This is a genomic window from Pseudoduganella aquatica, assembly GCF_009857595.1.
Classification (GTDB): Bacteria; Pseudomonadota; Gammaproteobacteria; order Burkholderiales; family Burkholderiaceae_D; genus Rugamonas; species Rugamonas aquatica_A.
The window spans coordinates 95793-121652 of record NZ_WWCU01000012.1; the positions used below are offsets into that span (position 1 = coordinate 95793).

The 25860-nt window shown below is 63.9% G+C and carries 26 protein-coding genes; 14 read left to right on the forward strand and 12 right to left on the reverse strand.

The window, feature by feature from the left end:
* Window positions 1-22 precede the first annotated feature (22 nt).
* From deoC to xapA, 3 genes are all read right to left on the reverse strand, one after another.
* Window positions 23-985 carry a deoxyribose-phosphate aldolase gene (gene deoC / locus GTP77_RS12910; RefSeq protein WP_161072564.1) on the reverse strand — a complete coding sequence of 321 codons (963 nt, stop codon included), beginning with the start codon at window positions 983-985 and terminating at the stop codon, window positions 23-25.
* The gene (locus tag GTP77_RS12915) at window positions 982-2175 is read right to left on the reverse strand and encodes a phosphopentomutase (RefSeq protein WP_161072565.1); all 1194 of its coding nucleotides are present in this window, start codon (window positions 2173-2175) and stop codon (window positions 982-984) included. Before GTP77_RS12915 ends, deoC begins: the two co-directional genes overlap by 4 nt.
* Before the next feature lie 70 nt (window positions 2176-2245).
* Window positions 2246-3085 (reverse strand): xanthosine phosphorylase, encoded by an 840-nt coding sequence (gene xapA / locus GTP77_RS12920; RefSeq protein ID WP_161072566.1) that lies wholly within the window; start codon window positions 3083-3085, stop codon window positions 2246-2248.
* A 236-nt stretch (window positions 3086-3321) separates the two neighbouring features.
* Between xapA and GTP77_RS12925 the strand changes: the two genes are divergently transcribed.
* From GTP77_RS12925 to GTP77_RS12935, 3 genes are read left to right on the forward strand one after another with little or no spacing between them, the layout of a single operon-like run.
* Window positions 3322-4437, forward strand: coding sequence for a carbohydrate kinase (locus tag GTP77_RS12925; RefSeq protein ID WP_161072567.1), 1116 nt, complete (start codon window positions 3322-3324; stop codon window positions 4435-4437).
* A 9-nt stretch (window positions 4438-4446) separates the two neighbouring features.
* Window positions 4447-5367 (forward strand): pseudouridine-5'-phosphate glycosidase, encoded by a 921-nt coding sequence (locus tag GTP77_RS12930; protein WP_161072568.1) that lies wholly within the window; start codon window positions 4447-4449, stop codon window positions 5365-5367.
* 12 nt (window positions 5368-5379) lie between these two features.
* Window positions 5380-6279 (forward strand): LysR family transcriptional regulator, encoded by a 900-nt coding sequence (locus GTP77_RS12935; protein ID WP_161072569.1) that lies wholly within the window; start codon window positions 5380-5382, stop codon window positions 6277-6279.
* Window positions 6280-6423: 144 nt separating this feature from the next.
* On the opposite strand, the gene pcp is transcribed toward GTP77_RS12935, so the two are convergent.
* The 4 genes from pcp to GTP77_RS12955 form a co-directional block, all read right to left on the reverse strand.
* Window positions 6424-7071: a pyroglutamyl-peptidase I gene (gene pcp / locus GTP77_RS12940; protein WP_161072570.1), complete on the reverse strand. Its 648-nt coding sequence runs from the start codon at window positions 7069-7071 to the stop codon at window positions 6424-6426.
* A gap of 2 nt (window positions 7072-7073) precedes the next feature.
* Window positions 7074-8030, reverse strand: a complete 957-nt coding sequence (locus GTP77_RS12945; protein ID WP_161072571.1) for a DUF979 domain-containing protein — start codon at window positions 8028-8030, stop codon at window positions 7074-7076.
* Window positions 8027-8773: a DUF969 domain-containing protein gene (locus GTP77_RS12950; protein ID WP_161072572.1), complete on the reverse strand. Its 747-nt coding sequence runs from the start codon at window positions 8771-8773 to the stop codon at window positions 8027-8029. The genes GTP77_RS12945 and GTP77_RS12950 overlap by 4 nt, the downstream gene beginning before the upstream one ends.
* 69 nt (window positions 8774-8842) lie before the next feature.
* Window positions 8843-11095, reverse strand: a complete 2253-nt coding sequence (locus tag GTP77_RS12955; RefSeq protein ID WP_161072623.1) for a TonB-dependent receptor — start codon at window positions 11093-11095, stop codon at window positions 8843-8845.
* 518 nt (window positions 11096-11613) lie between these two features.
* On the opposite strand from GTP77_RS12955, the gene GTP77_RS12960 reads away from it, so the two are divergent.
* The 8 genes from GTP77_RS12960 (at window position 11614) to GTP77_RS12995 (ending at window position 18219) form a co-directional block, all read left to right on the forward strand.
* A complete protein-coding gene (locus GTP77_RS12960) occupies window positions 11614-12609 on the forward strand; it encodes a BMP family lipoprotein (protein WP_161072573.1) in 996 nt (331 codons plus the stop codon).
* Between the two features lie 85 nt (window positions 12610-12694).
* Window positions 12695-14224, forward strand: a complete 1530-nt coding sequence (locus tag GTP77_RS12965) for an ABC transporter ATP-binding protein (protein WP_161072574.1) — start codon at window positions 12695-12697, stop codon at window positions 14222-14224.
* Complete coding sequence (locus GTP77_RS12970) at window positions 14221-15300, forward strand: ABC transporter permease (RefSeq protein ID WP_161072575.1); 1080 nt, start codon at window positions 14221-14223, stop codon at window positions 15298-15300. The genes GTP77_RS12965 and GTP77_RS12970 overlap by 4 nt, the downstream gene beginning before the upstream one ends.
* A gap of 4 nt (window positions 15301-15304) precedes the next feature.
* Complete coding sequence (locus GTP77_RS12975; RefSeq protein WP_161072576.1) at window positions 15305-16276, forward strand: ABC transporter permease; 972 nt, start codon at window positions 15305-15307, stop codon at window positions 16274-16276.
* A gap of 116 nt (window positions 16277-16392) precedes the next feature.
* Window positions 16393-17115 (forward strand): glycine-rich domain-containing protein, encoded by a 723-nt coding sequence (locus GTP77_RS12980; protein ID WP_161072624.1) that lies wholly within the window; start codon window positions 16393-16395, stop codon window positions 17113-17115.
* A 25-nt stretch (window positions 17116-17140) separates the two neighbouring features.
* Entirely contained in the window at window positions 17141-17452 is a 312-nt protein-coding gene (locus GTP77_RS12985; RefSeq protein ID WP_161072577.1) for a hypothetical protein, read from the forward strand.
* A 71-nt stretch (window positions 17453-17523) separates the two neighbouring features.
* Entirely contained in the window at window positions 17524-17934 is a 411-nt protein-coding gene (locus GTP77_RS12990; protein WP_161072578.1) for a VOC family protein, read from the forward strand.
* Window positions 17935-17979: 45 nt separating this feature from the next.
* Window positions 17980-18219, forward strand: a complete 240-nt coding sequence (locus tag GTP77_RS12995; protein ID WP_161072579.1) for a VOC family protein — start codon at window positions 17980-17982, stop codon at window positions 18217-18219.
* A 30-nt stretch (window positions 18220-18249) separates the two neighbouring features.
* Here the strand turns inward: GTP77_RS12995 and GTP77_RS13000 are convergent, their stop codons facing one another.
* Both GTP77_RS13000 and GTP77_RS13005 read right to left on the reverse strand, forming a co-directional pair.
* Window positions 18250-18420: a hypothetical protein gene (locus tag GTP77_RS13000; RefSeq protein ID WP_161072580.1), complete on the reverse strand. Its 171-nt coding sequence runs from the start codon at window positions 18418-18420 to the stop codon at window positions 18250-18252.
* 179 nt (window positions 18421-18599) lie between these two features.
* On the reverse strand, window positions 18600-18899 hold the full coding sequence (locus GTP77_RS13005; RefSeq protein WP_161072581.1) for a hypothetical protein: 300 nt from the start codon (window positions 18897-18899) through the stop codon (window positions 18600-18602).
* Window positions 18900-19342: 443 nt separating this feature from the next.
* Between GTP77_RS13005 and GTP77_RS13010 the strand changes: the two genes are divergently transcribed.
* The 3 genes from GTP77_RS13010 to GTP77_RS13020 all read left to right on the forward strand — a co-directional run bounded on the left by GTP77_RS13010 (window position 19343) and on the right by GTP77_RS13020 (window position 21726).
* Window positions 19343-19855, forward strand: coding sequence for a DeoR/GlpR family DNA-binding transcription regulator (locus tag GTP77_RS13010; protein ID WP_260048728.1), 513 nt, complete (start codon window positions 19343-19345; stop codon window positions 19853-19855).
* A 53-nt stretch (window positions 19856-19908) separates the two neighbouring features.
* On the forward strand, window positions 19909-20724 hold the full coding sequence (locus GTP77_RS13015; RefSeq protein WP_161072582.1) for an isocitrate lyase/PEP mutase family protein: 816 nt from the start codon (window positions 19909-19911) through the stop codon (window positions 20722-20724).
* 153 nt (window positions 20725-20877) lie between these two features.
* Window positions 20878-21726: a hypothetical protein gene (locus GTP77_RS13020; RefSeq protein ID WP_161072583.1), complete on the forward strand. Its 849-nt coding sequence runs from the start codon at window positions 20878-20880 to the stop codon at window positions 21724-21726.
* A gap of 9 nt (window positions 21727-21735) precedes the next feature.
* On the opposite strand, the gene GTP77_RS13025 is transcribed toward GTP77_RS13020, so the two are convergent.
* From GTP77_RS13025 to GTP77_RS13035, 3 genes are read right to left on the reverse strand one after another with little or no spacing between them, the layout of a single operon-like run.
* Window positions 21736-22821 (reverse strand): S1/P1 nuclease, encoded by a 1086-nt coding sequence (locus GTP77_RS13025; protein ID WP_161072625.1) that lies wholly within the window; start codon window positions 22819-22821, stop codon window positions 21736-21738.
* Window positions 22821-24038, reverse strand: a complete 1218-nt coding sequence (locus tag GTP77_RS13030; protein ID WP_161072584.1) for a phospholipase D-like domain-containing protein — start codon at window positions 24036-24038, stop codon at window positions 22821-22823. Before GTP77_RS13030 ends, GTP77_RS13025 begins: the two co-directional genes overlap by 1 nt.
* Before the next feature lie 15 nt (window positions 24039-24053).
* Window positions 24054-25751, reverse strand: a complete 1698-nt coding sequence (locus GTP77_RS13035; protein ID WP_161072585.1) for a bifunctional metallophosphatase/5'-nucleotidase — start codon at window positions 25749-25751, stop codon at window positions 24054-24056.
* Window positions 25752-25860 lie beyond the last annotated feature (109 nt).

The window sequence follows — 25860 nt, forward strand, 5'->3', positions numbered from 1 at the left end:
AGCGGTGTCTTCTCGATGTTCTTTACGGTTGCGCGTGACGGTGGGCAGCGGAGTAGTTGCCGGTGACGTAGTGCTCGAGCTGGCGCTCGATGTCGGTCAGCAGGCTCGATGCGCCGATGCGGAACAGGTGCGGCTCCAGCCAGTCATTGCCCAGTTCTTCCTTCATCACGGTCATGTACTGCAGGGCGCCCTTCGCGGTGCCCACGCCGCCCGCAGGCTTGTAGCCGATCTTGAAACCGGTCTGCTCGTAGAACTCGCGGATCGCGCGCACCATCACCAGCGACACCGGGATGGTGGCGTTCACGCCTTCCTTGCCGGTGGAGGTCTTGATGAAGTCCGCGCCTGCCATCATGCAGACCCACGAAGCCTTGGCCACGTTTTCCAGCGTCACCAGGTCGCCGGTGGCCAGGATGGCTTTCACGTGCGCTTCGCCGCAGGCTTTGCGGTAAGCCAGCATTTCGTCGTACAGCGCTTGCCAGTTGCCGGTCAGGACGTGCTGGCGGGTGATGACGATGTCGATCTCGGTGGCGCCAGCGGCCACGCTCAATTCAATCTCGCGCACCTTGGTTTCCATGCTGGTCAGGCCCGCAGGGAAGCCGGTCGATACGGCGGCGATAGGCAAACGGCCTTGCAGCACCTGCACTGCCGGCTTGATCATCTCGTGGTACACGCACACGGCGCCGGTGGTCACGTTCAGGTCTTGCAGGCCCAGCGCTTCCACCAGGTCCGAACGCAGCGGACGCATGGCCTTCATGCACAGGCGCTCGACGCGGCCCGGGGTGTCGTCGCCCGACAGCGTGGTCAGGTCGATCAGGCCGATGGCCTTGACCAGCCAGGCGGCCTGGTACTCTTTCTTCACCGAGCGGCGGTTCGCCAGCGAGGCGGCGCGGCGGTCGGCCGCCGCCTTGTTCACGTGGATATGGTTCAGCCAGCTCAGGTCGAGGGCCATTGCCTCGGTGCGCTTGAAGTCGTGCGGGATGGTCATAGGAGGTTGGTTCCGTTGGAAAGTGGTTTCACGCCCAGGTGGTGGGCCAGCGTCTGGCCGATGTCGGAGAAGGTTTCCGAGATGCCGAGCGGGCGCCCTTGCACGCCTGGACCGAAGAAGATCATCGGGATATGTTCGCGGGTGTGGTCCGAGCCGGGCGAGGTGGGATCGCAGCCGTGGTCGGCGGTAATCACGCACAGGTCGCCGTCCTTCATCTTGGCGAAGAACTCGGGCAGGCGGGCGTCCATTTCATGCAGCGCGTTCGAATAGCCTGCCACGTCGCGGCGGTGGCCGAAGGACTGGTCGAAGTCGACGAAGTTGACGAAGGTGAGCGACTTGTCGCCCGCCTCGTCCTGCACTTTCAGCAACGCGTCGAACAGGGCCATATTGTCCGGGCCCTTCACCACGCGGCTCACGCCTTGCGCGGCGTAGATGTCGCTGATCTTGCCCAGGGCGATCACTTCGCCGCCTTCGTTCTTCACATGGTCCAGCAGCGTGGGCGCGTGCGGCGGAATGGCGTAGTCGTGGCGGTTGGAGGTGCGCTTGTAGTTGCCGTTGGCGCCCACGAATGGACGCGCGATGATGCGGCCGATGTTGTAGGGCTTGACCAGCTCATAGGCCTTCTCGCACATATCGTACAGGCGCTCCAGGCCGAAGTGCTCTTCGTGGCAGGCGATCTGCAGCACGGAGTCGGCGGAGGTGTAGAGGATAGGCTTGCCGCTTGCAACGCTCTCGTCGCCCAACTCATTGATGATGGTGGTGCCGGAAGCGTGGCAGTTGCCCAGGAAACCCGGCACGCCGGTCAGTTCCTGCAGCTTGTCGGTCAGCTCTTTCGGGAAGGACGGCACGGTCTTGGGGAAGTAGCCCCAGTCGAACAGCACCGGCACGCCGGCGATTTCCCAGTGGCCGCTCTGCGTGTCCTTGCCGGTCGATTGTTCGCGCGCCGCGCCATAGGCTGCGGTGAAGCCGTCGCGCAGCGGGAAGCCTTCGGCCCACTGGCCGCTGGCTTCGTGGGCGGCAGCGGCCAGGCCCAGTTTTTCCATGTTCGGCAGCGACATCGGCTTGCCTTCCCTGGCAGCCCATGCGGCGATATGGCCGAAGGTGTTGGTGGCGCTGTCGCCGTATTTGCCGGCGTCGGGCGTTGCGCCCAGGCCGAAGGAGTCCAGTAGGAGGATGAATGCGCGTGACATGATAGGCTCGCTCAAAAGGTCAGTTTATGCCGAATAAAGCACAGGGGCGGTCCAGCCGCCCCTTTTCTTATTACGCCTTAGGCGTTTTTGCCACGTTTTCCACGAAGGCCAGGATCAGCTTGATCAGGCTTTCGGCGCCGATGGCGGCGTACTTCAGGGTCTGCTCGTGCGACAGCGGGAACGGCGACAGGCCTTCGGCCAGGTTGGTAATGACGGACACGCCGACCACCTTCAGGCCACAGTGGCGCGCAGGCACCACTTCCGGCACCACCGACATGCCCACCACGTCCGCGCCCAGCGTTTTGAAGGCGCGGATTTCGGCCGGGGTTTCGAAGTTCGGACCGGCGTAGGCGATGTAGACGCCGTCATGCAGCGTGATGGCCTGCTCGGCTGCGGTGCTCTTCAGCAGATTGCGCAGGTCGGCGTCGTAGGCGTTGGCCATGCTGAAGAAGCGCGGGCCGAAGCGTTCGTCGTTCGGGCCTATCATCGGGGTGCCCGGCAGGAAGTTGATGTGGTCGGTCAGCGCCACCAGCGAGCCGGCGTCCACTTCAGGACGCAGCGAACCGGCCGCGTTGGTCACGAACAGGAAGTCCACGCCCAGCAGTTTCAGGGTGCGCACGGCGGAGGTCATCACGCCCAGGCCGTAGCCTTCGTAGAAATGGCCGCGGCCTTTCAGGCACACCATCTGCACGCCGTTCAGGGTGCCCAGCACCATGGCGCCGGCGTGGCCGTGCACGGTGGAGATGGGGAAGCCCGGCAGTTCGTCGAAACCGATAGTCACCGCGTCCGTCATTTGCTCCGCCAGTACGCCCAGGCCGGAACCCAGGATCATGGCCAGGCGTGGCTGGAAGTTCGCTGGCATGCGCGAACGGACGATGGCGGCGGCCTGGAATGGAGAATTGTTAGACATGGTTATCCTCGTTTTAAGTGTTTTATCTGTGAGTTTTGGGCTGCTGCGCGGGGAATGTGACTTACGGCTATACAGGCGACACTATGCCTGAGCCCTATATGTATGGCAAATACCATTTTTCTTGGTCATTTATATGAAAGTCGTATAAATTAGGGGCTGCGCCTCTTTTTTCAGCATTTGACACTGCACGGACATATGTTTACGATGAAAGACAAATGTTTACAAGGCCACCGCCCGTGACGGACACATCCAAAAAAGAGCAGCTCTACGAGCTGATCCGCGCCAACCCCTTCGTCTCCCAGCAAGACCTGGCCGTCGAGCTGCGCCTGTCGCGCTCGGCCGTGGCCGGCCACATCGCCAGCCTGATACGCGAACGCCGCCTGCTCGGCCGCGCCTACGTGCTGCCGGATAAACGCCCTGTACTCTGTATAGGCGCTGCCAACCTGGACCGCAAGTTGCGCACGCTGGAAACGCTGCAAATGGGCACCTCCAATCCGGCCTACGCCGAGGAAGTGCATGGCGGCGTGGCCCGCAACATCGCCGAGAACCTGGCCCGCCTCGGCCTGCCGTCCGCCCTGCTCACCGCCGTGGGCGACGATACGGCCGGCCACTCGCTGCTGCAACAGGCCGAGACGGCCGGCATCGACACGCGCGGCACGCTGCGCCTGAACAATACCTACAGCGGCACCTACACCGCCGTGCTGGACGAGCGCGGCGAAATGGTGCTGGCCCTGGCCGACATGGCGCTGTACGACCAGATGACGCCGGACTTCCTGGCCAGCCGCACGCCGCAGCGCGGCGGCGCCGCGATGGTGGTGGCCGACCTGAACCTGCCGCTGGACAGCGTGGCCGCCCTGCTGCAGGACGCGCAGCGCGACGCCCTGCCGCTTATTATCGTGGCCGTGTCCCAGCCCAAGATGGCGCGCCTGCCGCAAGACCTGCACGGTCTGCGCCTGCTGGTGCTCAACCGCGGCGAACTGGAAACCCGCGTGGGCCGCGCCCTGCCAGACGAAGCCGCGCTTGCGCAAGCCTGCCGCGACGTGCAGGCGCAAGGCGCGCAGGACCTCATCATCACCTGCGGCGGCGAAGGCGTGTTTCATACAAATTCGCACACCGGCGCGGAAGGCCTGAGCTGGCTGCCCGCCCCGCAAGTGGACGTGGTGGACGTGACCGGCGCAGGCGACGCCTTTGCCGCCGGCGTGTGCTGGTCCATCTACCAGGGCAACGGCGACCTCACGCTGGCCTGCCGCCGTGGCCTGAAAGTGGCCGCCATGACGCTGGAAAGCCCGGACACCGTCTCCCCCCTGCTGGCCGCCGACATTCTCGACGAGATCAACGAATTCCACTTTTAGGAAACCACCATGCACCAATTCCTCTCCTACTCGGCCGAAGTGGCCAACGCGCGCGCAGCGGGCAAACCCGTCGTGGCGCTGGAATCGACCATCATCTCGCACGGCATGCCTTACCCGCAGAACGTGCAGACCGCGCAGGAAGTTGAACAGATCATCCGCGACGCGGGCGCCGTGCCGGCCACCATCGCCATCATCGGCGGCAAGATCTGCATCGGCCTCTCGCCCGAGCAGCTGGAATTGCTGGGCAACTCGCCGGACGCCATGAAGGTGAGCCGCCGCGACCTGCCCTACGTGCTCTCGACCGGCAAGCTGGGCGCCACCACCGTGGCCGCCACCATGATCTGCGCCGAGCTGGCGGGCATCCATGTCTTCGTCACCGGCGGCATCGGCGGCGTGCACCGTGGCGCCGAGACCAGCTTCGACATCTCGGCCGACCTGCAGGAGCTGGCGCGGACTTCGGTGGCCGTGGTGTGCGCGGGCGTGAAGTCCATCCTCGACATCGGCCTCACGCTGGAATACCTGGAGACGCACGGCGTGCCGGTGGTGAGCGTAGGCCAGCCCGGATTCCCGGCCTTCTTCACGCGCGAAAGCGGCTTCAACGCCGACTTCCAGCTCGATACGCCGGCCGAGCAGGCCTCCTTCATCAACACCAAGTGGAAGCTGGGCCTGAAGGGCGGCGTGGTGGTGAGCGCGCCGGTGCCGCAAGACCAGGCCATGCCGAAGGCGGAGATCGACGCCATCACCGCGCAGGCGCTGGGCGAAGCGGCGGCGGGCGGCGTCACCGGCAAGAAGGTCACACCCTTCCTGCTGGCGCGCATCAAGCAGCTGACCGAGGGCCGCAGCCTGGCCACCAATATCGCCCTGGTAAAGAACAACGCCCGCGTCGGCGCCGAACTGGCGCGCGCACTGCTGGAGCACCCCGTCGTATAACGAAGGCCTGCCATGTCCATCGATCTGAAACAACTAAAGTACTTTCTCGCCGTTGCAGAAGAAAAGAGTTTCAGCCGCGCTGCGGAACGGCTGCACATATCGCAACCGCCGCTGAGCCAGCAGATCATGAAGCTGGAAAGTGAACTGGGCGTGCGCCTGTTCGCGCGCACCACGCGCACCTTCGAGCTGACGGTGGCGGGCAAGGCGCTGATGTCCGAAGCGTCCGAGCTGCTGGCCAAGATGCGCATGACCATAGACACCATCCGCCAGATCGACCGTGGCGAAGTGGGCCGGCTGCGCGTGGGCATCGTGGGTTCGGCGATGTGGGGGCCTATCCCCTCGCTGCTGGAGGAATTCCAGAGCAAGTTCCCGCGCGTGACGTGGACCATCCATGAATTCGGACCGACGGTGCAGTACGACGCGCTGCGCGCCAAGCAGATCGACGTGGGCTTCTGGCGCGAGCCGAAACTGAACGAGGACGACCTGCGCAACGACAACCTGCGCCAGGAGCTGTGCTTCCGCGAGAACGTGTGCGTGGCGCTGAACGAGCACCACCCGCTGGCCAAGCAGGACGCGATCGAGCTGACCGACATCGCCAACGAGCCTATGCTGACGCTGGCGCTCGACAAGTCGGCCTTCCCGCGCTACCTGATCCAGTGCTGCGTGAAGGCAGGCTTCCAGCCCACCATCTTCCAGGAAGCGTCCGAGCCGCAGACCCTGCTGGCCATGGTGGGCGCGGGGCTGGGCGTGGCACTGCTGCCAGAGACCACCAGCCGCATCGGCTGGCCGGGCGTGGTGTTCGTGCCGATCCGCACCAACCCGCCGTCGGCCAATCTGTACATCACCTACACCACGCTGGACGACGCGCCGGTGGTGCGGGCTTTCCTCAACATCCTCAAGCCCGCCACGTGACTGCCGGCGGGTTACGCTCCGCTAACCCGCCCTACGCGACCCATGCGCCCCATGCGAACTACCTGAACCACGCGAACCACCCGAACCACGCGAACACGTAGGGCGGGTTAGGCGGAACGCCGTAACCCGCCAGCGGTGACGCGGCTACTGCATCGCCCCGCCCTGCACGCGCACATCGGCCACGGTGGCGAGCGTGGTGCGCACCGCGATGCGCAGGCCTTCAATCATATCCGCCAGCGCCATGCTGGCCGCACCCGGGTGCGCCGCCGCCTGCTGGGGCAAATATGGAATGTGGATGAACCCCGCCCGCATCGCCCTCCGCCCCTTCGCTGCGGCATGCATCAGCCCATAAAACACGTGGTTGCACACAAAAGTGCCCGCCGTCTGCGACACCGAAGCAGGCAGCCCCGCTTCCCGCAGCGCGCCCACGATGGCCTTGATCGGCAGCGTGGAAAAATACGCCGCCGGGCCGCCCGGCACAATGGCCTCGTCCACCAGCTGCTGCTGACGGTTGTCCCTGATCGGCGCGTCGTCCACATTGATGGCCACGCGTTCCACAGACAAGTCGCAGCGCCCGCCCGCCTGCCCCACCGCGATCACCACCGCAGGATGAAGCTCCGCCACCGCCTGCGCCATCGCCTCGTTGGCCTCGCCGAACACGCAGGGCAACTGGCGCGCCACCACGCGGAAGCCGTCCTCGCTCCAGCCGTCCAGCGCGCGCACCGTTTCCCAGGCGGGGTTGATGGTCTCTTGGTTAAACGGCTCGAAGCCGGTCAGCAATATCGTTTTCATCGTCAATAGTTCATCAGGAAATACAGCAGCAGTATATTCGCCCCCAACAGCGGCAGCGCAGTGGGGATCTGGGCCTTGATGACGGCGTGCTTGTCGTGCAGGTCCAGCAGCGCGGCGGGCACAATGTTGAAGTTGGCGGCCATGGGCGTCATCAGCGTGCCGCAGTAGCCGCTGAACATGCCGATGGCGGCCATGACCGCCGGATTGGCGCCGTACACGTTCACCAGCACGGGTATGCCGACGCCGCCCGCCATCACAGGGAAAGCGGCGAAGCCGTTGCCCATGACAATGGTGAACAGCGCCATGCCGCCGCAGTACACGGCCACCGCCACCAGCTTGTAGTCCATATTGATGTAGGAGGTGCTGACGTGGGCCACGGCCTTGCCCACGCCCGCCTCCGTGAACAGCAGCCCAAGCACGGCCAGCATGTGCGGCAGAACGATGGCCCAGCCCATGGCGTCGACCAGGCGCCGCTGCTCGCGCGCGGCCTGCAGCGGTGTGGCGCGCAGCATAACGCAGGCAACCGCCACCGCGATCACCGAGGCGCAGCCCAGCGCGGCCAGGGTGAGGTGCTTCTGCTCGAACAGGAAAAGGCCGCCCAGCTTGACGTCCTTGAGCAAGGTGGCGCAGGCCATGGTGACGCCGGGGATGATGAGCGCGGGCACGAACAGCTTGTTGCCCAAGCGCTGGGCGCTGCTGCGGCGCTCGGACTCGGGCAGATTATTCGGCGCGCCCATGCGCACGCCGCCAAAGCCGGCCAGCAGCGCCATGGTGATCATGATGGCGCCCGCCGTCGCTTCCGGCAGCGCTTCGCCAGCCAGATAAATTGCGGCGTACAGCGCCCAGAACAGCGCCGTCGTGTGGCGGCGCGGGTTGCTGCGGTCGGCCAGCGTGAGCAGCGCGATCAGCGCCAGCACGGCGCCCAGCAGCAGGTAAAAGTATTCCAGCTTGAAGATCATGGCTGGCCTCCGGTCGGCAGCGGAGCGGCTGCACCTGCTGCGGCCTTGCCTGCGGCGGCGAGCAGCTCGCGCTCGATCTCGCGGTCCAGGCGGCGCAAGCGCCAGGCGTGGATGATGTAGGCCGTCACGGCGGTGGGTATGCCCCACATGGCCACGTGCAGCGGGTCAACCTCGATGCCCTCCCCTCGCAGGATGGTCTGCATCAGCACGATGGCGCCGAAGGCCACGAAGATGTCCTCGCCGAAGAACAGGCCCACGTTGTCCGTGGCGGCGGCCATGGCGCGCACGCGCTGGCGCAGGCGTTCGCTCAGGCCCGGGTGGCGCAGCTCGGCCGCCGCTTCCGCCATCGGCGCCACCAGCGGCCGCACCATGTTCGGATGCCCACCCAGGCTGGTCAGCCCGCCTGCGGCGGACAGTTCGCGCACCGTCAGGTAGACAATCAGTATGCGCCCCGCCGTCGCCGCCTTCACGCGGGCGATGGCGGCCTGCGCGTGCTCGCGCAAGCCGTAGCGCTCCAGCAGGCCGATCGCGGCCAGCGGCAGCAGATAGATCAGCGGCAGGTTGCGCGTCTTGACGAAGGCCCTGCCCAGCGACGCCAGCAAGGCCTCCACCGGCATCATGGCGGCGAAGCCCGTTGTGAAGCACGCCGCCGCCACCACCAGCACCGGATGCGCGCGCAGCAAAAAGCCCACCACGATCACCGCCACGCCCAGCAAGGGCCATAAACTTACCGCTGTCTGCATCCCGCCGCTCCTGAAAGTAAAAAAGCCCGCACATCTTACGATGCGCGGGCTTCGCCAACGAAGAACTTATTAGAAGTTCGCTTTGAACTGCACGCCGTAGGTGCGCGGTTCGTTGACGATACCGGTCAGGTTGTTGAAGTCGATCGCGGCGATGACTTGCTCGCGGCCGGTGATGTTGCGGCCGTAAGCGGCGACTTCGTACTTGCCGTCAGCCCATTTGTAGCCGGCGCGCAGGCCGCCTTCCAGCATGGATTTGGCTTTGTATTCCTTCGCTTCGTACAGGAACATATTGTATTTGTCGCGGTAAGCCCAGTCGGTGTAGGCGTAGAACTCGCCGTTGGCCACAGGGGTGCTGTAGCGCAGCGTGAAGTTGCCCACCCACTTGGGCGCGCGCGGCAGCGGGTTGCCGTTGATCAGCGCAACCGTGGAGCCGCCGATGGTCTTGGTCGGGTTGGTGACGGTGCAGCCGTTGCCGCATGGCGCCACGAACAGGCCTGCGTCCTTGATCTCGGTGTCGTTGTAGCTGCCGCCGATGGTGGCGCGCCATTCTTCCGAGATAATGGCTTGCATGTCCAGCTCGAAGCCCTGGCCTTCAGCCTTGTCCGCATTGACCAGGCGGTTCTGGTTGACGGCGCCCGAACCTGCGGTCAGTTGCAGGTCTTTCACGCGGTACTTGAACACCGAAGCCGACAGGCGCGCACGCTTGTTCAGGAAGTCCTGCTTGATACCGGCTTCCACCGACAGGTTCTTCTCCGAATCGCCCACCGAGATGGTGTCGCCGAACAGCACGCGGCCCTGGATCGACGGAGCGCGGTAGCCGGTCGCAATGCGGCCGTACACGTTGGTGTTCTTGTCGATCTCGTAGTTGGTGCTCAGGTCCCAGCTGATGTTGGTGTCTTTCGGATGCGCGAACAGCGGGCCGACGTTCTTGCCGCCGAAGGGAGTCAGCGTGCGGGCTGCCACGAAGTCCTTCTTGTCGTCGGTGTAGCGCACGCCGGCGCGCACTTTCCAAACGTCGCTCAGCGCGTAGTTGACGGAGCCGAAGGCCGCCCACGAGCGCGAGTTCTGGGTCTGCTGCGCATAGCCGTTGACTACGCCGCCGCCCAGGGTGTCGAAGTTGAAGCTGTCGACAACGATGTCTTCCTTGAAGTAGTACACGCCGCCGATCCACTGCAGGCGGTCCTTGGTGTTGGACTCGACGCGGAACTCTTGCGAGATCTGCTTGTGGTCCGGCAGGCCGTCGGCGGTTTCGGAGGTGAACGGGATGAAGGCAGGAGCCGGGCCGGAGGTGGCGCCGGAACCGTAGCCGCCGTCCACGTCGGCGCGGCTGTAGAACTTGGCCTTCTCGTAGCCGGTGATGGAGTGCAGCGTCATCGTCGGCAGGTCGTAGCGCAGGGTCAGGCTGGAGCCGGTGACTTTCAGCTTCTGGGTGTTGAAGCCGTCGGTCGGGTAGCGGCCGTAGTCGAAGCCGTCCACGATCTCATTGGTGCCCTTCTTGATGATGCCGGCGCGGAACAGGGTGGCGCTGCCGTCCATGTCGCGGTGGTGCACATTGAACAAGGCGCTGAAGTCCTTGTTGGGCTTGAACGCCACCTGCACGCGGGCCGCGTTGTCCTTGTAGCCTTCGAAGTCCTGGGTGCCGGTGATGCGCGGGTTGTGCACGCGGTCGTCGCGCGACTGCGATTGCAGAGATACGCGGGCGCTGATCATCTCGTTGACCGGCAGGTTGAAGGCGCCTTCGGCATTGAACACGCCGTCCTTGCCGAAGCCGGCCGACACATAGCCTTCCTGCTTGTTGGTCGGCTTGACCGAGTCGAACTTGATCACGCCGGCCGGCGAGTTGCGGCCGAACAGCGTGCCTTGCGGGCCGCGCAGCACTTCAATCTGTTCCACGTCGAAGACCGGGAAGCCTTTCAGCATCGGCGACTCCTGCACTACGCCGTCGTACACCAGGCCCACAGGCTGGGAGGCGTTCAGGTCGAAGTCGGTGTTGCCCAGGCCGCGGATGTAGAAGCGCGGGAAGGAACGGCCGAAGTCCGATTCCACGTTCAGCGACGGGGTACGGCCGGACATGAAGCGGATGTCGTCGCCGCCGGCGGTCAGCACGTCCAGCTTTTCGCCTTTCATGGTGGAGATGGCCATAGGCACATCCTTGATGTTTTCCGAGCGGCGCGCTGCCGTCACGATCACCGTTTCCAGCTGGCCGGCTTGCGCCTTGGCGTCGGCTTGGGCGGCTTCCTGGGCCATCGCGCCTTGCAGCGGGAAGGCGCCGGCGATCGCCAGGGCGATCAGCGTGCGGGACGCGTACTTACTTTTTGTCATCATGAACCAGCTCCTAGCAGGGATTGCTTTACAAAAAACCAATAAAATCATTACAAGGGCGAATCCTAGCATGAAACCTTTTAACTGGAAATTACGACACAATAGATTCAATTTATATGATTCCCATATAAATAAACAATAAAAAACGTATTTGCCATACATATACCGGCTCATGCATAGTAAGTGGCTATTCAACCGTCATGCGGACCACTTATATAGCGCATTGCGGCGAGAGTGCCGCAGAGGGTGGCAAGGCGGTGGCGGCGAGATGGAAGCGGCGTACCGATTTGGCTAGATCAATCGGCAACAGCATGAAAAAGCAACAACGTAAAATAAATTTTGGGCTTTGTACAATGTTGCACCGGCACGACAAGGCCGCGACACAATATGACCAAGTTTCACGTTTTTGATGCGATGCAGGAAAAACAATTAATCGGGGCATTGCCTCTAAAAAACAGCCCAAGTTACATGTTCTGGCCGCAAAAAATATACAATATCGAACTTCCAGGAGCCTACTCATGAAAATCAAACAACTCAGTCTGACGATCGCCGCCATGTGCGTGGCAGCTGGCGCCTGCGCCGCTGACCCGAAACTGGCCATCGTCTACGACGCGGGCGGCAAGTTCGACAAGTCGTTCAACCAGTCCGCTTCCGAAGGCGCCGCGCGCTTCAAGAAAGACACCAACATCAGCTTCCTCGAAGCGCAAGCCAGCAGCGACACGCAAGCCGAGCAGGTTCTGCGCGGCCTGGCCCGCAAGAATATGGACCTGATCGCCTCCATCGGCTTCGCGCAAACGCAAGCGGTGCAGAAGGTCGCCAAGGAATTTCCGAAAGTCCGCTTCGTGCTGATCGACGGCGTGGCGCAAGGCGCCAACGTGAACTCGATCACCTTCAAGGAAGAAGAAGGTTCCTACCTGGTGGGCGTGGCCGGCGTGATGGCCTCCAAGAGCAAGAAGCTGGGCTTCATCGGCGGCATCGACATTCCGCTGATCCGCACCTTCGCCTGCGGCTACGCTCAAGGCGCGAAAGCCACCGACAAGAAAGCGGAAGTATTCCAGAACATGGTGGGCACCACCTCGGCCGCATGGAACGATCCGGCCAAGGGCGGCGAACTGGCGCGCTCGCAGTTCGAACGCGGCGTGGACGTGGTGTTCGCAGTGGCCGGCGGCTCGGGCATGGGCACGCTGCAGACGGCCAAGGAAAAAGGCAAGCTGTCGATCGGCGTCGATTCCAACCAGAACAGCCTGTACCCAGGCAGCGTGCTGACCTCCATGGTCAAGCGCATCGACAATGCCGTGTATGATTCCTTCATGCAGATGAAGAACGGCACCTGGAAAGCCGGCGTGCTGGCCAAGGGCCTGAAAGAAGGCGGCGTGGACTGGGCTCTCGATGAGCACAACCGCAAGCTGATCACCCCGGAAATCGAAAAGAAAGTCCTGGGCGTGCGCAAAGACATTATCGACGGCAAAGTAAAAGTGATCGACTACCGTACTGGCAACAGCTGCCCGGTCTAATCACGTGATTCAAAAAGAGAACGCGCCGGCGGGTTTTCCCGTCCGGCGCGTTTTTCAGTCATAGCAACCATCATCCAGTGATCCTATGCACCCAGCAGTAGAATTTCGCGGCATCTCCAAGCAGTTCGGAGCGGTCAAGGCGAACACGGACGTCAGCTTCAGCATCGCCAAGGGCGCCATTCATGGCCTGGTGGGCGAGAACGGCGCCGGCAAATCGACCCTGATGAGCATCCTGTACGGATATTACCGCGCCGACGGCGGGGAGATCCTGCTCGACGGCCAGGCCCGCAACATCCACAGCAGCCACGAGGCCATCCATCTCGGCATCGGCATGGTGCACCAGCACTTCATGCTGGTCGAGAACATGACCGTGCTCGACAACGTGATGCTGGGCGCGGAAGGCGGCTTCAAGCTGGCCAACAAGCGCGCCGCGGTGGAGGCGCAGCTGCGCGAGATCTGCACGCGCTACCGCCTGGACGTCGATCCGCTGGCCACCATCCACGACCTGTCCGTGGGCGCCCAGCAGCGCGTGGAGATCCTCAAGCAGATCTACCGCAGCGCCAACATCCTGATCCTGGACGAGCCGACCGCCGTGCTGACCGCGCAGGAGACCGAGTCGCTGTTCGACATCCTGCGCCTGTTCAAGGAACAGGGCAAGACCATCATCCTGATCACGCACAAGCTGCAGGAAATCCTCGACATCACCGACACCGTGACCGTGATGCGCGGCGGCCGCGTGGTGGGCGCGGTGGAAACCGCGCAGACCTCGAAAGAGGCGCTGGCCAATATGATGGTGGGCCGCCCGATTGAGAACAACCTGCCGCGCGGCGCCTACAATCCCGGCGCGCCGGTGCTGGAAGTGCGCGACCTGCAACTGACCGACGACCAGGGCGTGGTCCTGCTGGACAAGCTCAATTTCACGCTGCGCGCGGGCGAGATCGTCGCCATCGCCGGCGTGTCCGGCAACGGCCAGAGCGAGCTGATGGAAATCCTGTCCGGCATGCGTTTGCCCACCTCGGGCCAGGTGGACTTCCAGGGCAAGGCCCTGCCCTACGCGGGCCGCTCGGACGCCGACGGCCTGCCGCTGGAGTTCCGCCACCTGGGCATAGGCCATGTGCCGGAAGACCGCCTGCGCGACGGCGTGATCAAGAACTTCTCGGTCATGCACAACACCTTCTTCGGCTACCAGGACCGCGTGAAAAACGGCTGGGGCCTGATCGACTTCAAGGGCGTGGCCGAGCGCTGCGCCGGCCTGCTGAAGGCCTTCGACGTGCGTCCTGCCAATCCGGACCTGCGCATCGGCCTGCTCTCCGGCGGCAACCAGCAGAAAGTGGTGATCGCGCGCGAAGTGCTGGCGAGCCCGAAGCTGATGCTGGTGGGCCAGCCCACGCGCGGCGTGGACATCGGCACCATCGAGTCCATCCACACCCAGCTGCTCGCCCTGCGCGACGCGGGCGTGGCCATCCTGCTGGTCTCCGTGGAGCTGGAAGAAGTGCGCGCGCTGGCGGACCGCATCCTGGTCATGTGCGGCGGCAGCATCACCGGCGAACTGAAAATCGACGAATTCGACACCACCCGCATCGGCTTGCTGATGGGCGGGATGCATAAATCATGAACACTAACGATATGCCACGCTGGGCGACAGCCTTTGTCCTGCCCTTACTGAACCTGCTGTCGGCGCTGCTGGTGGCGGCCCTGGTGATCCACCTGCTCGGTGAAGATCCGCTGGACTCCCTGCGCATCCTGATCAACAGCGCCATCGTCAACCCCGAAGGCCTGAGCTACACGCTGTTCTACGCCTCCACCTTTATCTTCACCGGCCTGTCGGTGTCGATCGCCATGCAGGCCGGCCTGTTCAACATCGGCTCCGAAGGCCAGATGTATATCGGCGGCCTGGGGCTGACCATCGCCATGCTGGCCCTGGACGCATCGCTGCCGTGGTGGCTGCTGATCCCCTGCGGCATAGTCGGCGCGGCCCTCTTCGGCGCGCTGTGGGGCTTCCTGCCCGGCTACCTGCAAGCCAAGCGCGGCAGCCACATCGTGGTGACCACGATTATGTTCAACTTCATCGCCGCGTCGCTGATGAACTTCTTCATCGTGAAATACATGATACCGGCGGGCGAGCAGAACACCGCCAGCCGCGTGTTCTCGGCCGCCGCCGAAATGCCGCGCCTGAACACCTGGTTCCCGGTGCTGGGCGACACGCCGCTCAACGTAAGCTTCCTGCTGGCCATCGTGGCGCTGGCCATCTACGGCCTGGTGGTCACGCGTTCGGCCTGGGGCTACAAGCTGCGCGCCACCGGCTTGAACAAGCACGCCGCGCACTACGCCGGCATCCGCATCAGCAAGATGATCATCGTCGTCATGCTGATTTCGGGCGCACTGGCCGGCCTGGGTTCGGTCAACTCCATCATGGGCTCGACCCACTACCTGTCGCTCAACTTCGTCGGCGGCGCCGGCTTCGTCGGCATCGCGATTGCGCTGATGGGCCGCCAGCACCCGGTCGGCATCTTCCTGTCGGCCGTGCTGTTCGGCGCACTGATCCAGGGCGGCTTCGACCTGTCGCTGGAAAAACCGAACATTCCGACCGAAACCTTTATCTTCATCCAGGGCCTGATCATCCTGTTCTGCGGCGCCATGGAGAACTTCTACGCACCAGCCATCATGAAGCTGATCAAGGCCAAGGGGTAATGACATGACTTTTGAAGACCTGCATATCGGCAGCATCCTGGTATCGACCGTGCGCAACGCGCCGGTGCTGATTTTCGCCGCCATGGCCGGCCTGTTCGCGGAGCGCTCCGGCGTGATCGACATCGGCCTGGAAGGCAAGATCCTGGCCTCGGCCTTCGTGTCGGCGGCGGTGGCCTTCGCCACCCAGAACCCGTGGTACGGCGTGGCCGCCGGCGTGGCCGTGTCGGTGGCGCTGGCCACCCTGCAAGGCTATGTCAGCATCACGCAAAAGGGCAACCAGCTGGTGGCCGGCATCGCCATCAACATCGCCATGAGCGGGCTGACCTTCGTGGTGGCCCAGTTCTTCTTCCAGCAGGGCGGCCGTACGCCGGACCTGGGCCAGGCGCGCCTGTTCGACGTGGTGCTGCCGGGCAGCGCCGCCATCGTGGACGTGCCCTTCGTGGGCTGGCTGTACACCAAGCTGATAGGCGGCCATTCGGTGCTGGTCTATCTGGCCTTCGCGCTGGTGCCGCTGGTGCACTGGGTGCTGTACCACACCCGCTTCGGCCTGCGCCTGCGCGCCTGCGGCGAGAATCCGCACGCGGCCGATGCGGCCGGCGTGTCGGTGGAATGGACGCGCTACAAGGCCATGCTGATCGCCGGCGTGCTGTGCTCGTTCTCGGGCGCCTACCTGGCCATCGTGCAGAGCGGCTTCTTCCTGCGCGATATGTCGGCCGGCGCCGGCTACCTGGCGCTGACCGCCATGGTGTTCGGCAACTGGCGTCCGCTGTACACCTTCTTCGGCTGCCTGATGTTCGGCTTCTTCGGCGCGGTGCAGATCCAGATCGAAGGCGTGGACCTGCCGGTGGTGGGCCGCATTCCCGGCTCGCTGATCCAGATGGTGCCGTATGTCGTCACCGTGATCGTGCTGGCCGGCCTGATGGCCAAATCCGTGGCGCCCAAAGCCATCGGCGTACCGTTCGTCAAATCGCGCTAGCGCGCACGCAATGGCGGGTTACGGAGCAGCGCTCCTAACCCGCCCTACGCGCTGTCCCATTGCCAATTCGGCAATCCTGCGCAACAATGGGGCACGATCCCTGACCACACGTGCCCATGACCTTCGGCGTCTACCTCTCCTCACTGGCCTTCGCCGTGCTGTCCGCCTACCTCTGGCGGCGCCAGCGGGTGCTGCGGCGCGAGGCCTTTATCCGCAGCTATGTGCTGCCGAAAGGCCTGTTTGAAAAGCTGATGAAGAAGCATCCGCAGCTCACCATCAAGGATTGCCAGCTGGTCGCGCACGGCTTGCGGCAGTTCTTCCTGGCGCACCTGAAAAGCGGCAGGATGTATGTGTCGATGCCGTCGCAGGTGGCCGATGACCTGTGGCATGAGCTGATCCTCTACACCAAGAATTACCAGCAGTTCTGCCAGCAGGCCTTCGGCCGCTTCCTGCACCACACGCCCGCCATCGTGCTGAGCAAGGGCCAGCGCGGCAACGACGGCATCCGCCGCTGCTGGCGCTATGTGTGCAAGGAGGAGAACATCAATCCGAACGCGCCGACCCGTTTGCCGCTGCTATTCGCGCTGGACGGCAAGTTCAACATCAACGAAGGCTTCCTTTACGTGCCGGACTGCCACGGCGTGCGCCGCAGCGACGACAGCGGCGGCGTCTATTGCGGCGCAGACCTCGGCAGCGGGCACTCGCTCAGCGACGGCGGCAGCGGCTGCAGCAGCGATTCCGGTTCCTGCGGCAGCGGCGGAAGCGATGGCGGCGGTGGCGGAGATAGCGGCGGCGACAGCGGCTGCGGTGGCGGCGGCTGCGGCGGGGGTGGCGATTGACGGCGCTCCCCGTATAATGCCGCCCATGGAAAAAATCAAAACCCATCTGCTGGCCCGCATCTGCTGGCTCGCCTTCGGCGGCGTCATGGCCGCCACGCGCCTGCTCGACGGCGTACAGCACAACTCCACCGGAATGACGGTCACCGGCATAGGCTGGCTGCTGCTGGGCATACTGTGGTTCCTCAGCCCGCTCATCATCGGCAAGAAGAAAAGCGAAATGGCGCAGCAGCAGCGCGAGGCGGCGATAGGTTCGGACAGCCTGCGCAACAAGCTGCTGTTCGCCGCCGCCGGCTGCGTGGCCGTGGGCATGGTGCTGCGCTACGGCTTCGGTAATTAACCAGATTCAAGCTGGCGCGCCCGCCGCGTGAGCGCTTCTATACTGGCCCGATCCCACTCAAGGAGCGAGCCATGGAATTCCAACGAGGCAGACTGTTTGACCACGTGCACCTGCGCGTGGCCGATGTGGACGCGAGCAAGCGTTTCTACCGGGCGGCGTTCGGCGCGCTCGGTCTGGCGGACGAAATGGTTGAAGGCGAAGGCAACTTCTATCTCGACGATTTGTATGTCGACAAGGCCGACGGTCCCGTCTCCCATGTCCACCTGGCCTTTATCGCCAAAGACCGCGAAACCGTGCAGGCCTTCCACCGGGCCGTGCTGGCCGCCGGCGGGCGCGACAACGGCCCGCCGGGCGAGCGCGACTACCATCCCGGCTACTACGCCGCCTTCGCCTTCGACCCGGATGGCAACAACATCGAAGCCGTCTTCCACGGGCCGTTCAGGCGCTCGGCCGAATCCGTGGTCTTCACGCCCACGCAATAGCGCTTACACTGGCGTATCTTCAATGTCAGCAACCGGGGAGCGCCCATGAGTCCCAAACTTGGCAACGGCAAGATCTGCTACATCCTGCTGCCGGCAATCGACCCGGCCGTTTCCGCGGCCTTCTACGAGCGCGTGTTCGGCTGGGAGATACGGCGGCGCGACAACGGCGAACTCACTTTCAATGACGGCGTGGGCGAAGTGAGCGGCGCCTGGGTCACCGGACAGCCGCCCGCCGACCCGGCCGGCAACATCATGGGCTTGTACCAGGAGCCCACCCTGGCTTGAGGGAGCAGAAATTGACGGCGTACTTCAGGCTCAGCCGGGCTTAGGGGGCACAAATAACTCCACAGAGACAAAAAAGAGTTCACTCAAGCGCTGCGCCATCGCCGCATCAATAGGCAAAGAGCCAGCGATCACCGCAGCCAATGTTTCGCTCGCAGAAAGCCGGAGTTCTTCAAAGCCTATTTGTGCAGCCATTTCGTTCATTGCTAAGCCCGTCCCCTAGACCGCCGGCTCCATTTGTCGCATTCTGCATGCGTTAGAATTTATCGAATTATAACCATAGCGGAATCAAAATATAGCAATTCCTCTCACGCCTTGATACCAACGACCTTCGTCAGCCAATCCACGCGATTCTTACTGCATGTTCAATGGACAGTAAAAAATTACTTTTCCGGATTGTTCCCGCATATCTGCTTGCAAATATTTTCGTGTTCAATTTCGAATCTATCAAGTTCGTTACTTTCCTCCTGCTCTATCTCCTTTATTTTTCCGGGATCTTTTTCCAATCTTTTCTTACTATTGATGCTCTTCATTTTATCTTCATGACGAGAAATGGCTAAAGGAGCAGAGTCTGATGCCATGCATCGACGGGTACATTCAGCCCGCGTAGTGCTTTTCATTTGTGCTTGGGCACCATGTTGTCCTGAAATAAGTAGGAAAAGTATAAGTACTGTTTTTTTCATTTTGTTTCTCGATTGCAGTTGATTTATTTAAAATTTGCCAGGCGCAAAGTTCAATGTATACATCTTGCGTTAGAGCTTGTGCCGATGTAAGAATAGCCGAACTTTCCAATCATACTAATATCTCAACAAGACACAGGTAATGAGTCCTGCCACCTAGGTTTTAGTCTACACACAGCTTATGCAGTTTGACAGAGCGAAGCCCCAGCCCGCACGACCAATCAATAAATTTCCCCCAAGAGAATTTTAGGGAATAGTATTCTTGCATAAATTGACAAAAATATTGCTTCCATTCTGAAAAAATTTTTATAATTGTAACAATGTGTGATTTTCTAATGTGCGCGATGTAGTATTGCGAGACAGAGAGGTATAAATAATCACTGAAATATAACAAGCGCACACTTAGGCGGGTGCCGTTTCGATGTAGTACGTGAGGCATTCGTGCAATGCTGACACGCCAACGCAAAGAGCTGCTGCTCAAAATCCTGCGCGAGGACGGCCAGATCGTGGCCAAAACGCTGAGTGAAAAGCTGGGCCTGTCCGAGGACACCATACGCCGCGACCTGCGCGAACTGGCCAAGGAAGGCCTGCTCGAGCGCGTGCACGGCGGCGCCCTGCCCGCCTCGCCGGCCATGGGCAACTTCGCCCAGCGCCAGCAGATTTCCGCCGACTGCAAGCCCGCCATCGGCCGCGCCGCCGCCGCCATGGTGCGGCCCGGCCAGGTGGTGTTTATCGACGGTGGCACCACGGCGGTCCAGGTGGCGCGCCACCTGCCGCACGACCTGCGCGCCGTGGTGGTAACGCACAGCCCCAGTATCGCCGTGGAGCTGGCCGAACATCCCACGGTGGAAGTGATCATGCTGGGCGGCCGCCTGTTCAAGCATTCCATCGTCGGCGTGGACGAAGCGCTGCTGGCGTCTTACCGCAACATGGGAATCGCTATCACATTAGCAACTTAAATCATTAACAATGTAAAATAGGCCATTCTCCCACCATCCACATGGAGCCAGACATGAGCCACGCCGCGACCGCCTTCCGCCAACTGCACCAGGGGCCGCAGCTGCTGCGCCTGGCCAACGCCTGGGACGCGGGCAGCGCCCGACTGATCGAAAGCCTGGGCGCGTCCGCCGTGGCCACCACCAGCGCCGGCCTGGCCTGGTCGCTGGGCTATGCCGACGGGCACAATATGCCAGCTAGCGCTGCCATCGCCGCCACCCAGAACATCGTGCGCGGGCTGCGCGTGCCGCTTACCGTGGACATGGAAAACGGCTATTCGGACAACCCGGCCGCCGTCGCCGCCTACATCATGCTGCTGACGGACAGCGGCGTGGCGGGCATCAATATCGAAGACGGCGGCGATGCGCCCGACCTGCTGGCGCGCAAGGTGGAGGCCATCAAAAAAGCGGCCGTCACAGACGGCGTGGACATCTTCGTCAACGTGCGCACCGACGTCTACCTGCGCGGCCTGGCGCCGGAAGGCAAGCGCGTGCAGGAAGTGCTGGCGCGCGCGCAAACCTACCGTTCGGCCGGCGCGGACGGCCTGTTCGTGCCCGGCATCTGCCTGCCGGACGAGATCCGCCAGGTGGCCGCCGGCGCGGGCCTGCCGCTGAACGTGATGGACTGGCCGGGCGTGCCGGCGGCGGACGAACTGGCGGCGCTGGGCGTGCGGCGTTTCAGTGCCGGTTCCGGCATTGCGCAGGCGCTGTGGGGCGCGGCGCGCGAAATGGCGCAAAGCTTCCTCGACAGCGGCAACAGCGGCCCGCTGGCGCAGAAGGCCATGAGCTATGCAGACATCCAGAATCTGTTCCTGGGCCGGCCGACGAAGTAGCCTAAGTGAGAGAGGAAGAACTGCCGCGTTAGCAACGCGCGCGCGTGCAGTGCTTGCTGGCAGCCAGCCGCGCTGGCACACTGGTGCATGGCCAGTTCCTCCCCTCCCCGCAGACGTTTTCTCCAAGGTACGCTGAGCAGCTGCCTGCTGCCCATGCTCGCCGACGCCCATGCGGGCAAGGCGGTGCAGGTGGTGACGTATCCGCGCCACGTGGACACGGTGAACGAGCGCTACGACTACGACTGGCTGGTGCTGCGCACCGCGCTGGAAAAGTCCGCGCACGCCTTCGGGCCGTTCGAGCTGCGGCAGCTGGACGAGGCCATGTCGCCGCAGCGGGTCAAGCAGGAGCTGGCCCTGCCGCAAGGCCGCATCAATGTGCTGGCGCGCGCCTCCACGCCGGAGATGGAGCAGGACCTGCTGCCCATCCGCATCCCTATCGATAAAGGCCTGCTCGGCTTTCGCGTGTTCTTTGTGCGCGCCGCCGACCTGCCCCGTTTCGCTGCCGTGCGCAGCGTGCAGGACTTGCGCGCCCTGAACGCGGGCCTGGGCAAGGACTGGGCCGATGTATCCATCCTGCGCGCGGCCGGCATCCCGGTGGTGGAAGGCTCGTTCGAGAGCCTGATCCCCATGCTGATGGCGGGCCGCTTCGATTTCTATTCGCGCGGCGTGGACGAAGCCCCCCTGGAACTGCGCCAGTACCAGCAGCGCTTTCCGCAACTGGCGCTGGAGCCCACGCTGATGCTGCACTATCCGCTGCCGCGCTACATCTTCCTGCGGCGCGACGCCGAAGGCGAACGGCTGGCCAGGCGCATCAAGGCCGGGCTGGAGACCATGGTGCAGGACGGCACGCTGAACGCGCTGTTCCGCCAGCACAAAGGCCCCGTGATCGAGCGCTGCAAACTGGACAAGCGCCGCCTGCTGACCATACGCAATCCCGGCATCTCGCCCACCGCCCCGCTGAACCGGCCGGAACTCTGGTACCGGCCGCTGGAGGGGAAGTAGGCGCCAGGCTTATTTGGCTGCCGGCTCGGGCCAGATGGCCTGCAGCAGCGACGCCAGGTGGTAGCCGCCTTTCACCAGCTGCTCCTTGGCGATGGCCGACGACGGCACCGGGTAGTTGTCCGGCACGTTCAGCTGCCATACGGTGTAGACGGTGCCGTTGCGGCTGGTCTGCTTGCCGGCCGGGCCGACGGTCACGTCGGCGTGGGCGGCCTTGGCGACCACCAGCGCGTCGTTGGCCCACTGGTAAGGCCAGCTGGCAGGGTCGCCCGTGTTGGCCGCCACGGCGGGCTTGCCGGCGATGGCGATCTGCGCAAACTGCTCCGGCGTGCGCGCGCTCACGCGGCGCATGGCGTAGTCCACCACGGTGGTGTCCCAGTAGGAGTGGAAAGGCTTGGTCTTCGGACCGGGCTTGGCCTCGCCGGCCGGTTTCGCGGCCTCGCCTTCTTTCGGCGGCGCTGCGGGTATCAGCGCGGTGCCGCTGGCGTTGATCTTGTCGTCGTCCAGCAGCATATTGTTGCCGCCCTGCGGATTGAAGATGTTCACGCCGTCGATCTGCTCCTGCTTGAGCGGCACCACGAACACGCCTTCCTTGCTGATGAAGGCCGAGCCCACGTGCAGCGGCTGGTGCACATCGCCCGCAAGGTGGGTCAGCAGCAGCAAGGCCTGGCGCTTGGTGAACTTGTGCGGGTTGACGGCCGCGCCGTCCTTGCCCTGCAATACCCAGATCGCCTGGCGCAGCGACTGCACGATGTCGTGTTCCTCGGTGCCCACGCCGTGGTCGTGGTACTCGTCCAGTTGGAAGGGCACGTCGGTGTAGTGGTATTCGCTGTGCTTGGGATTGGCGGCCGTGTAGTCGGTCATCTCCGTGGTTTGCGGGCCGCAGTAGGTGCCCTTCACGCAGTCCATCCAGCTGGCGACCTTCTCCAGGCTCTCGCCCGGCAGCAGCAGCGCGCGCACCTGCTTCTCGGCGTAGCTGCCCTTGATCAGCTGGTCGGCGATGGAACCGACGATGCGGTGGCCGTCATTGCCCCAGGCCAGCGCGTTGGTCGACACAAAGGCGGCGCCCAGCGCCAGCGCGCATGCGAGCTTCTTCATCATTCTTCTTTTCCTTTACTTGGTTTCGGATAGTTCTTGTTCACGTCCAGCGGCGCGGCGTAAGGCGAGTCCCACAGCTGCTGGTGCAGCGCGGCGACGCGCTGCGCCATCTTCTCGCTGCGCAGCACCACTTCCAGGTTGCGCGACAGGTCGAAGTAGCCGCCCGCCCAGTTGCTGGTACCCACCCAGGCCAGCTTGCCGTCTATGCTCATGGTCTTGCTGTGGATGACGCGCGCGAAGGGAATGAAGCCGTCCGAGGCCTTGGGCAAGGTCACCACGCGGATCTCCACATTGGGCAGCAGGGCCAGGCTTTTCAGGTAGGCGATGGCGGGCGCTTCGGTGTTCCAGTTGGAGACCATCAGCTTGATCTTCACGCCGCGCTGCGCGGCCGCGCGCAGCGCGTTGTCCACCACCGGATAGTAGGGACGCGTGCCTTTCGGCCCGTAGCTGAGCGGCGCGTAGTCCAGCAGCTGCACCCGCACCTCGCTTTGCGCTTCTTCCAGCAGGGCCGGCAGGCCGCGCTCGGAATCGGCCACGCCGGGCGGGTTGTAGGCGTAGGGGCTGGCCATCAGGAAGGCGTCCGGCGCGTAGTTGGCGCTGGCCGAGGCGGTGCCGATTTCGGTGGCGCGCAGGCCGCGCGCCAGGCGCGCCTGGGCGTTCCAGTCCTGGTCGAAAATAGCCTGGATCTGCTTGACCACTTTGCCGTCGGTGATGCGCAGGCCGGTTTCGTGGATGTGGGTGAAGGAGCGCCAGTCGAAGTTCTGGCTGCCCACGTAGGCAGCGGCGTGATCCACCACCAGGTACTTGGCGTGGATGATGCCGTTGCCGGTGAGCTGGTTGAAATCGAGTATGCGCAGCTCCAGGTTGGGGATGGCTTTCAAGCGTTCGATGGTGGGCGCTTCGGACAGGCCCACGCCTTTTTTGTCGAGCAGGAAGCGGATCTTCACGCCGCGCTTGCCCGCCGCCTCCAGGCGCTCGAACACTTTCTCGAAGGCGCTGCCTTCCCGCACCACGGCATAGAACTGGCCAATGGCGATGTCGTGCCTGGCGTTGTCGAACAGCTCGCTCCACACGGCGGCGGCGTCGCGCAGGTCCGGATTGGCGAGCGCGGTTTCCACCGGCGTGGTCAGCACCAGTTCGTAGCCGGGGATGCTGAAGTCGGCGTGGGCGCTGCCGACGCCGGCCGCCAGCATTGCGGTGAGTAAGAGTTTGCGCATGGTGTGGCTCCTGGTTTACTTGATACGCTGGATGCGGCCCGCCTGCTGCTCGGAACCGGCTGGCTTGCCGTCGCGGTCGCGCTGGGCCAGGTAGGCGGCCAGGGCGTCGATGTCGCGGATCGGTGTCGGTGCGCGGCTGGCGCCGCGCGCGAAGGTCGGGAAGTAGTCGCCGCCTTCGGCAAGGAAGTGGTTGGTCACCACGCGGTAGCTGGCGCCATCCTCGATGCGCACGCCGTGCAGCAGCACGCTGCCCGGCACCAGGCGCTGGCCTTCCGGCTGGCTGGCGTCCCACTGGTAGGTGAAGCCGTCCGACACCTGCAGCAGGCCGCGCGAGACGCTGCGCCCTTGCAGCCACTGCTCTTCCAGCAGCGCGCGGATCTGCGCGCCGGTCAGGTTCATCACGTCCAGCGTGTTACCGAAGGGCAGGACGGCGTGCAGGTGCGCCAGCGTGGCGTTGTTGCCCTGGCTGGTGAGCAGGTCCTGGCGCAAGCCGCCGCGGTTCATGAAGGCGATCTGCGCGCCGAAAGGCTTGCCGGCGGCCAGCATGGAGTCCGCCACCAGGTCGCCGATGGCCGACTCGCTGCTGTCGTCGCCGGTGGCGCGCGCCACCTTGGCCACGGCCAGGCGCGCCACCGGCTTGCCCAGCACCTCGTCGCTGCGCTGGCGCACGCTGGCCATATAGGCCGCCATGGCCGGGTCGGCCGGATACTGGTCCTGCTTCATCACCACGTTGCGGGCGCTGGTTTCCAGCACGGTGTTGCTGGCCGTGTCCACGCTCAGGCGGATGCGCGACATCACGTGGCCCGCCGTCTCGGCCTGCGTCACCAGGCGGCCGTCCACGCGGCACAGATAGCCTTTGTGCGAGTGGCCGCTGATGACCACCTTGATGGCGGGGTCGAGGCGCTTGACCAGGTCCACGATCTCGCCCTTCAGGTTCGGGCAGTCCGGCTGGTCCAGCGCGTCGGTGGTGCGGCCGCCCTGGTGGATCAGGGCCACGAACACGTTCACGCCCTGGGCGCGCAGCTCGGGCAGCGCGCGGTTGATGGCTTGCGCCTCGTCGCCGAACTGCAGGCCGGCGATACCGGAGGCCAGCACCACCTGGGCGGTGTCCTTCAGCACGGCGCCGATAAAGCCCACCTTCACGCCGTGCGCTTCCTGCACGCTGTAGGCCGGCAGAAAGGGTTTGTTGGTGACCATGTCCACCACGTTGGCGGCCAGGTACTGGAATTTGGCGCCGGGGTAGACCGGCTCGAACTTGCAGGCCTTGTCCGGGCGCGGCGAGACGCAGCCGCCCTTCTGCTGGCGCAGCAGCTCGGCGCGGCCGGCGTCGAATTCGTGGTTGCCCACCGAGGTCGCCTGCAGGCCCAGCAGGTTGAGCGCGCCCAGCGTGGTTTCGTCGGCCCACATCGAAGAGATGGCGGGGCTGGCGCCGATCAGGTCGCCCGCCCCCACCAGCAGCAGCTCGCGGTCTTCCGCGCGCCAGGCCTGCAGCGCGGCGGCGATGGTGTCGATGCCGCCGGCCAGCTCGCTGCGCTCGAAGCCCCAGGAATTGGTGTAGCTGAATTTGCTCGGCAGGATATTGCCGTGGAAGTCGTTCAGCGTGGCGATGTTGATGTCCACCACGGTGGCGGGACGCTGGCTGGCGCAGCCGGCCAGCAGGGCCGCCAGGGCCAGGACTAGCGCCGGGGCGGAGGATTTAAATGGATGGTTCATTGCAGGGACTAGGCCGGTAATCGGATATTGTACCGCCCGCAGCGGCCCGCAGGCAGGCGCAGCGGCTGGCGAAACGTTACGTTACAGAACAGAACGGAATAAAAAAACG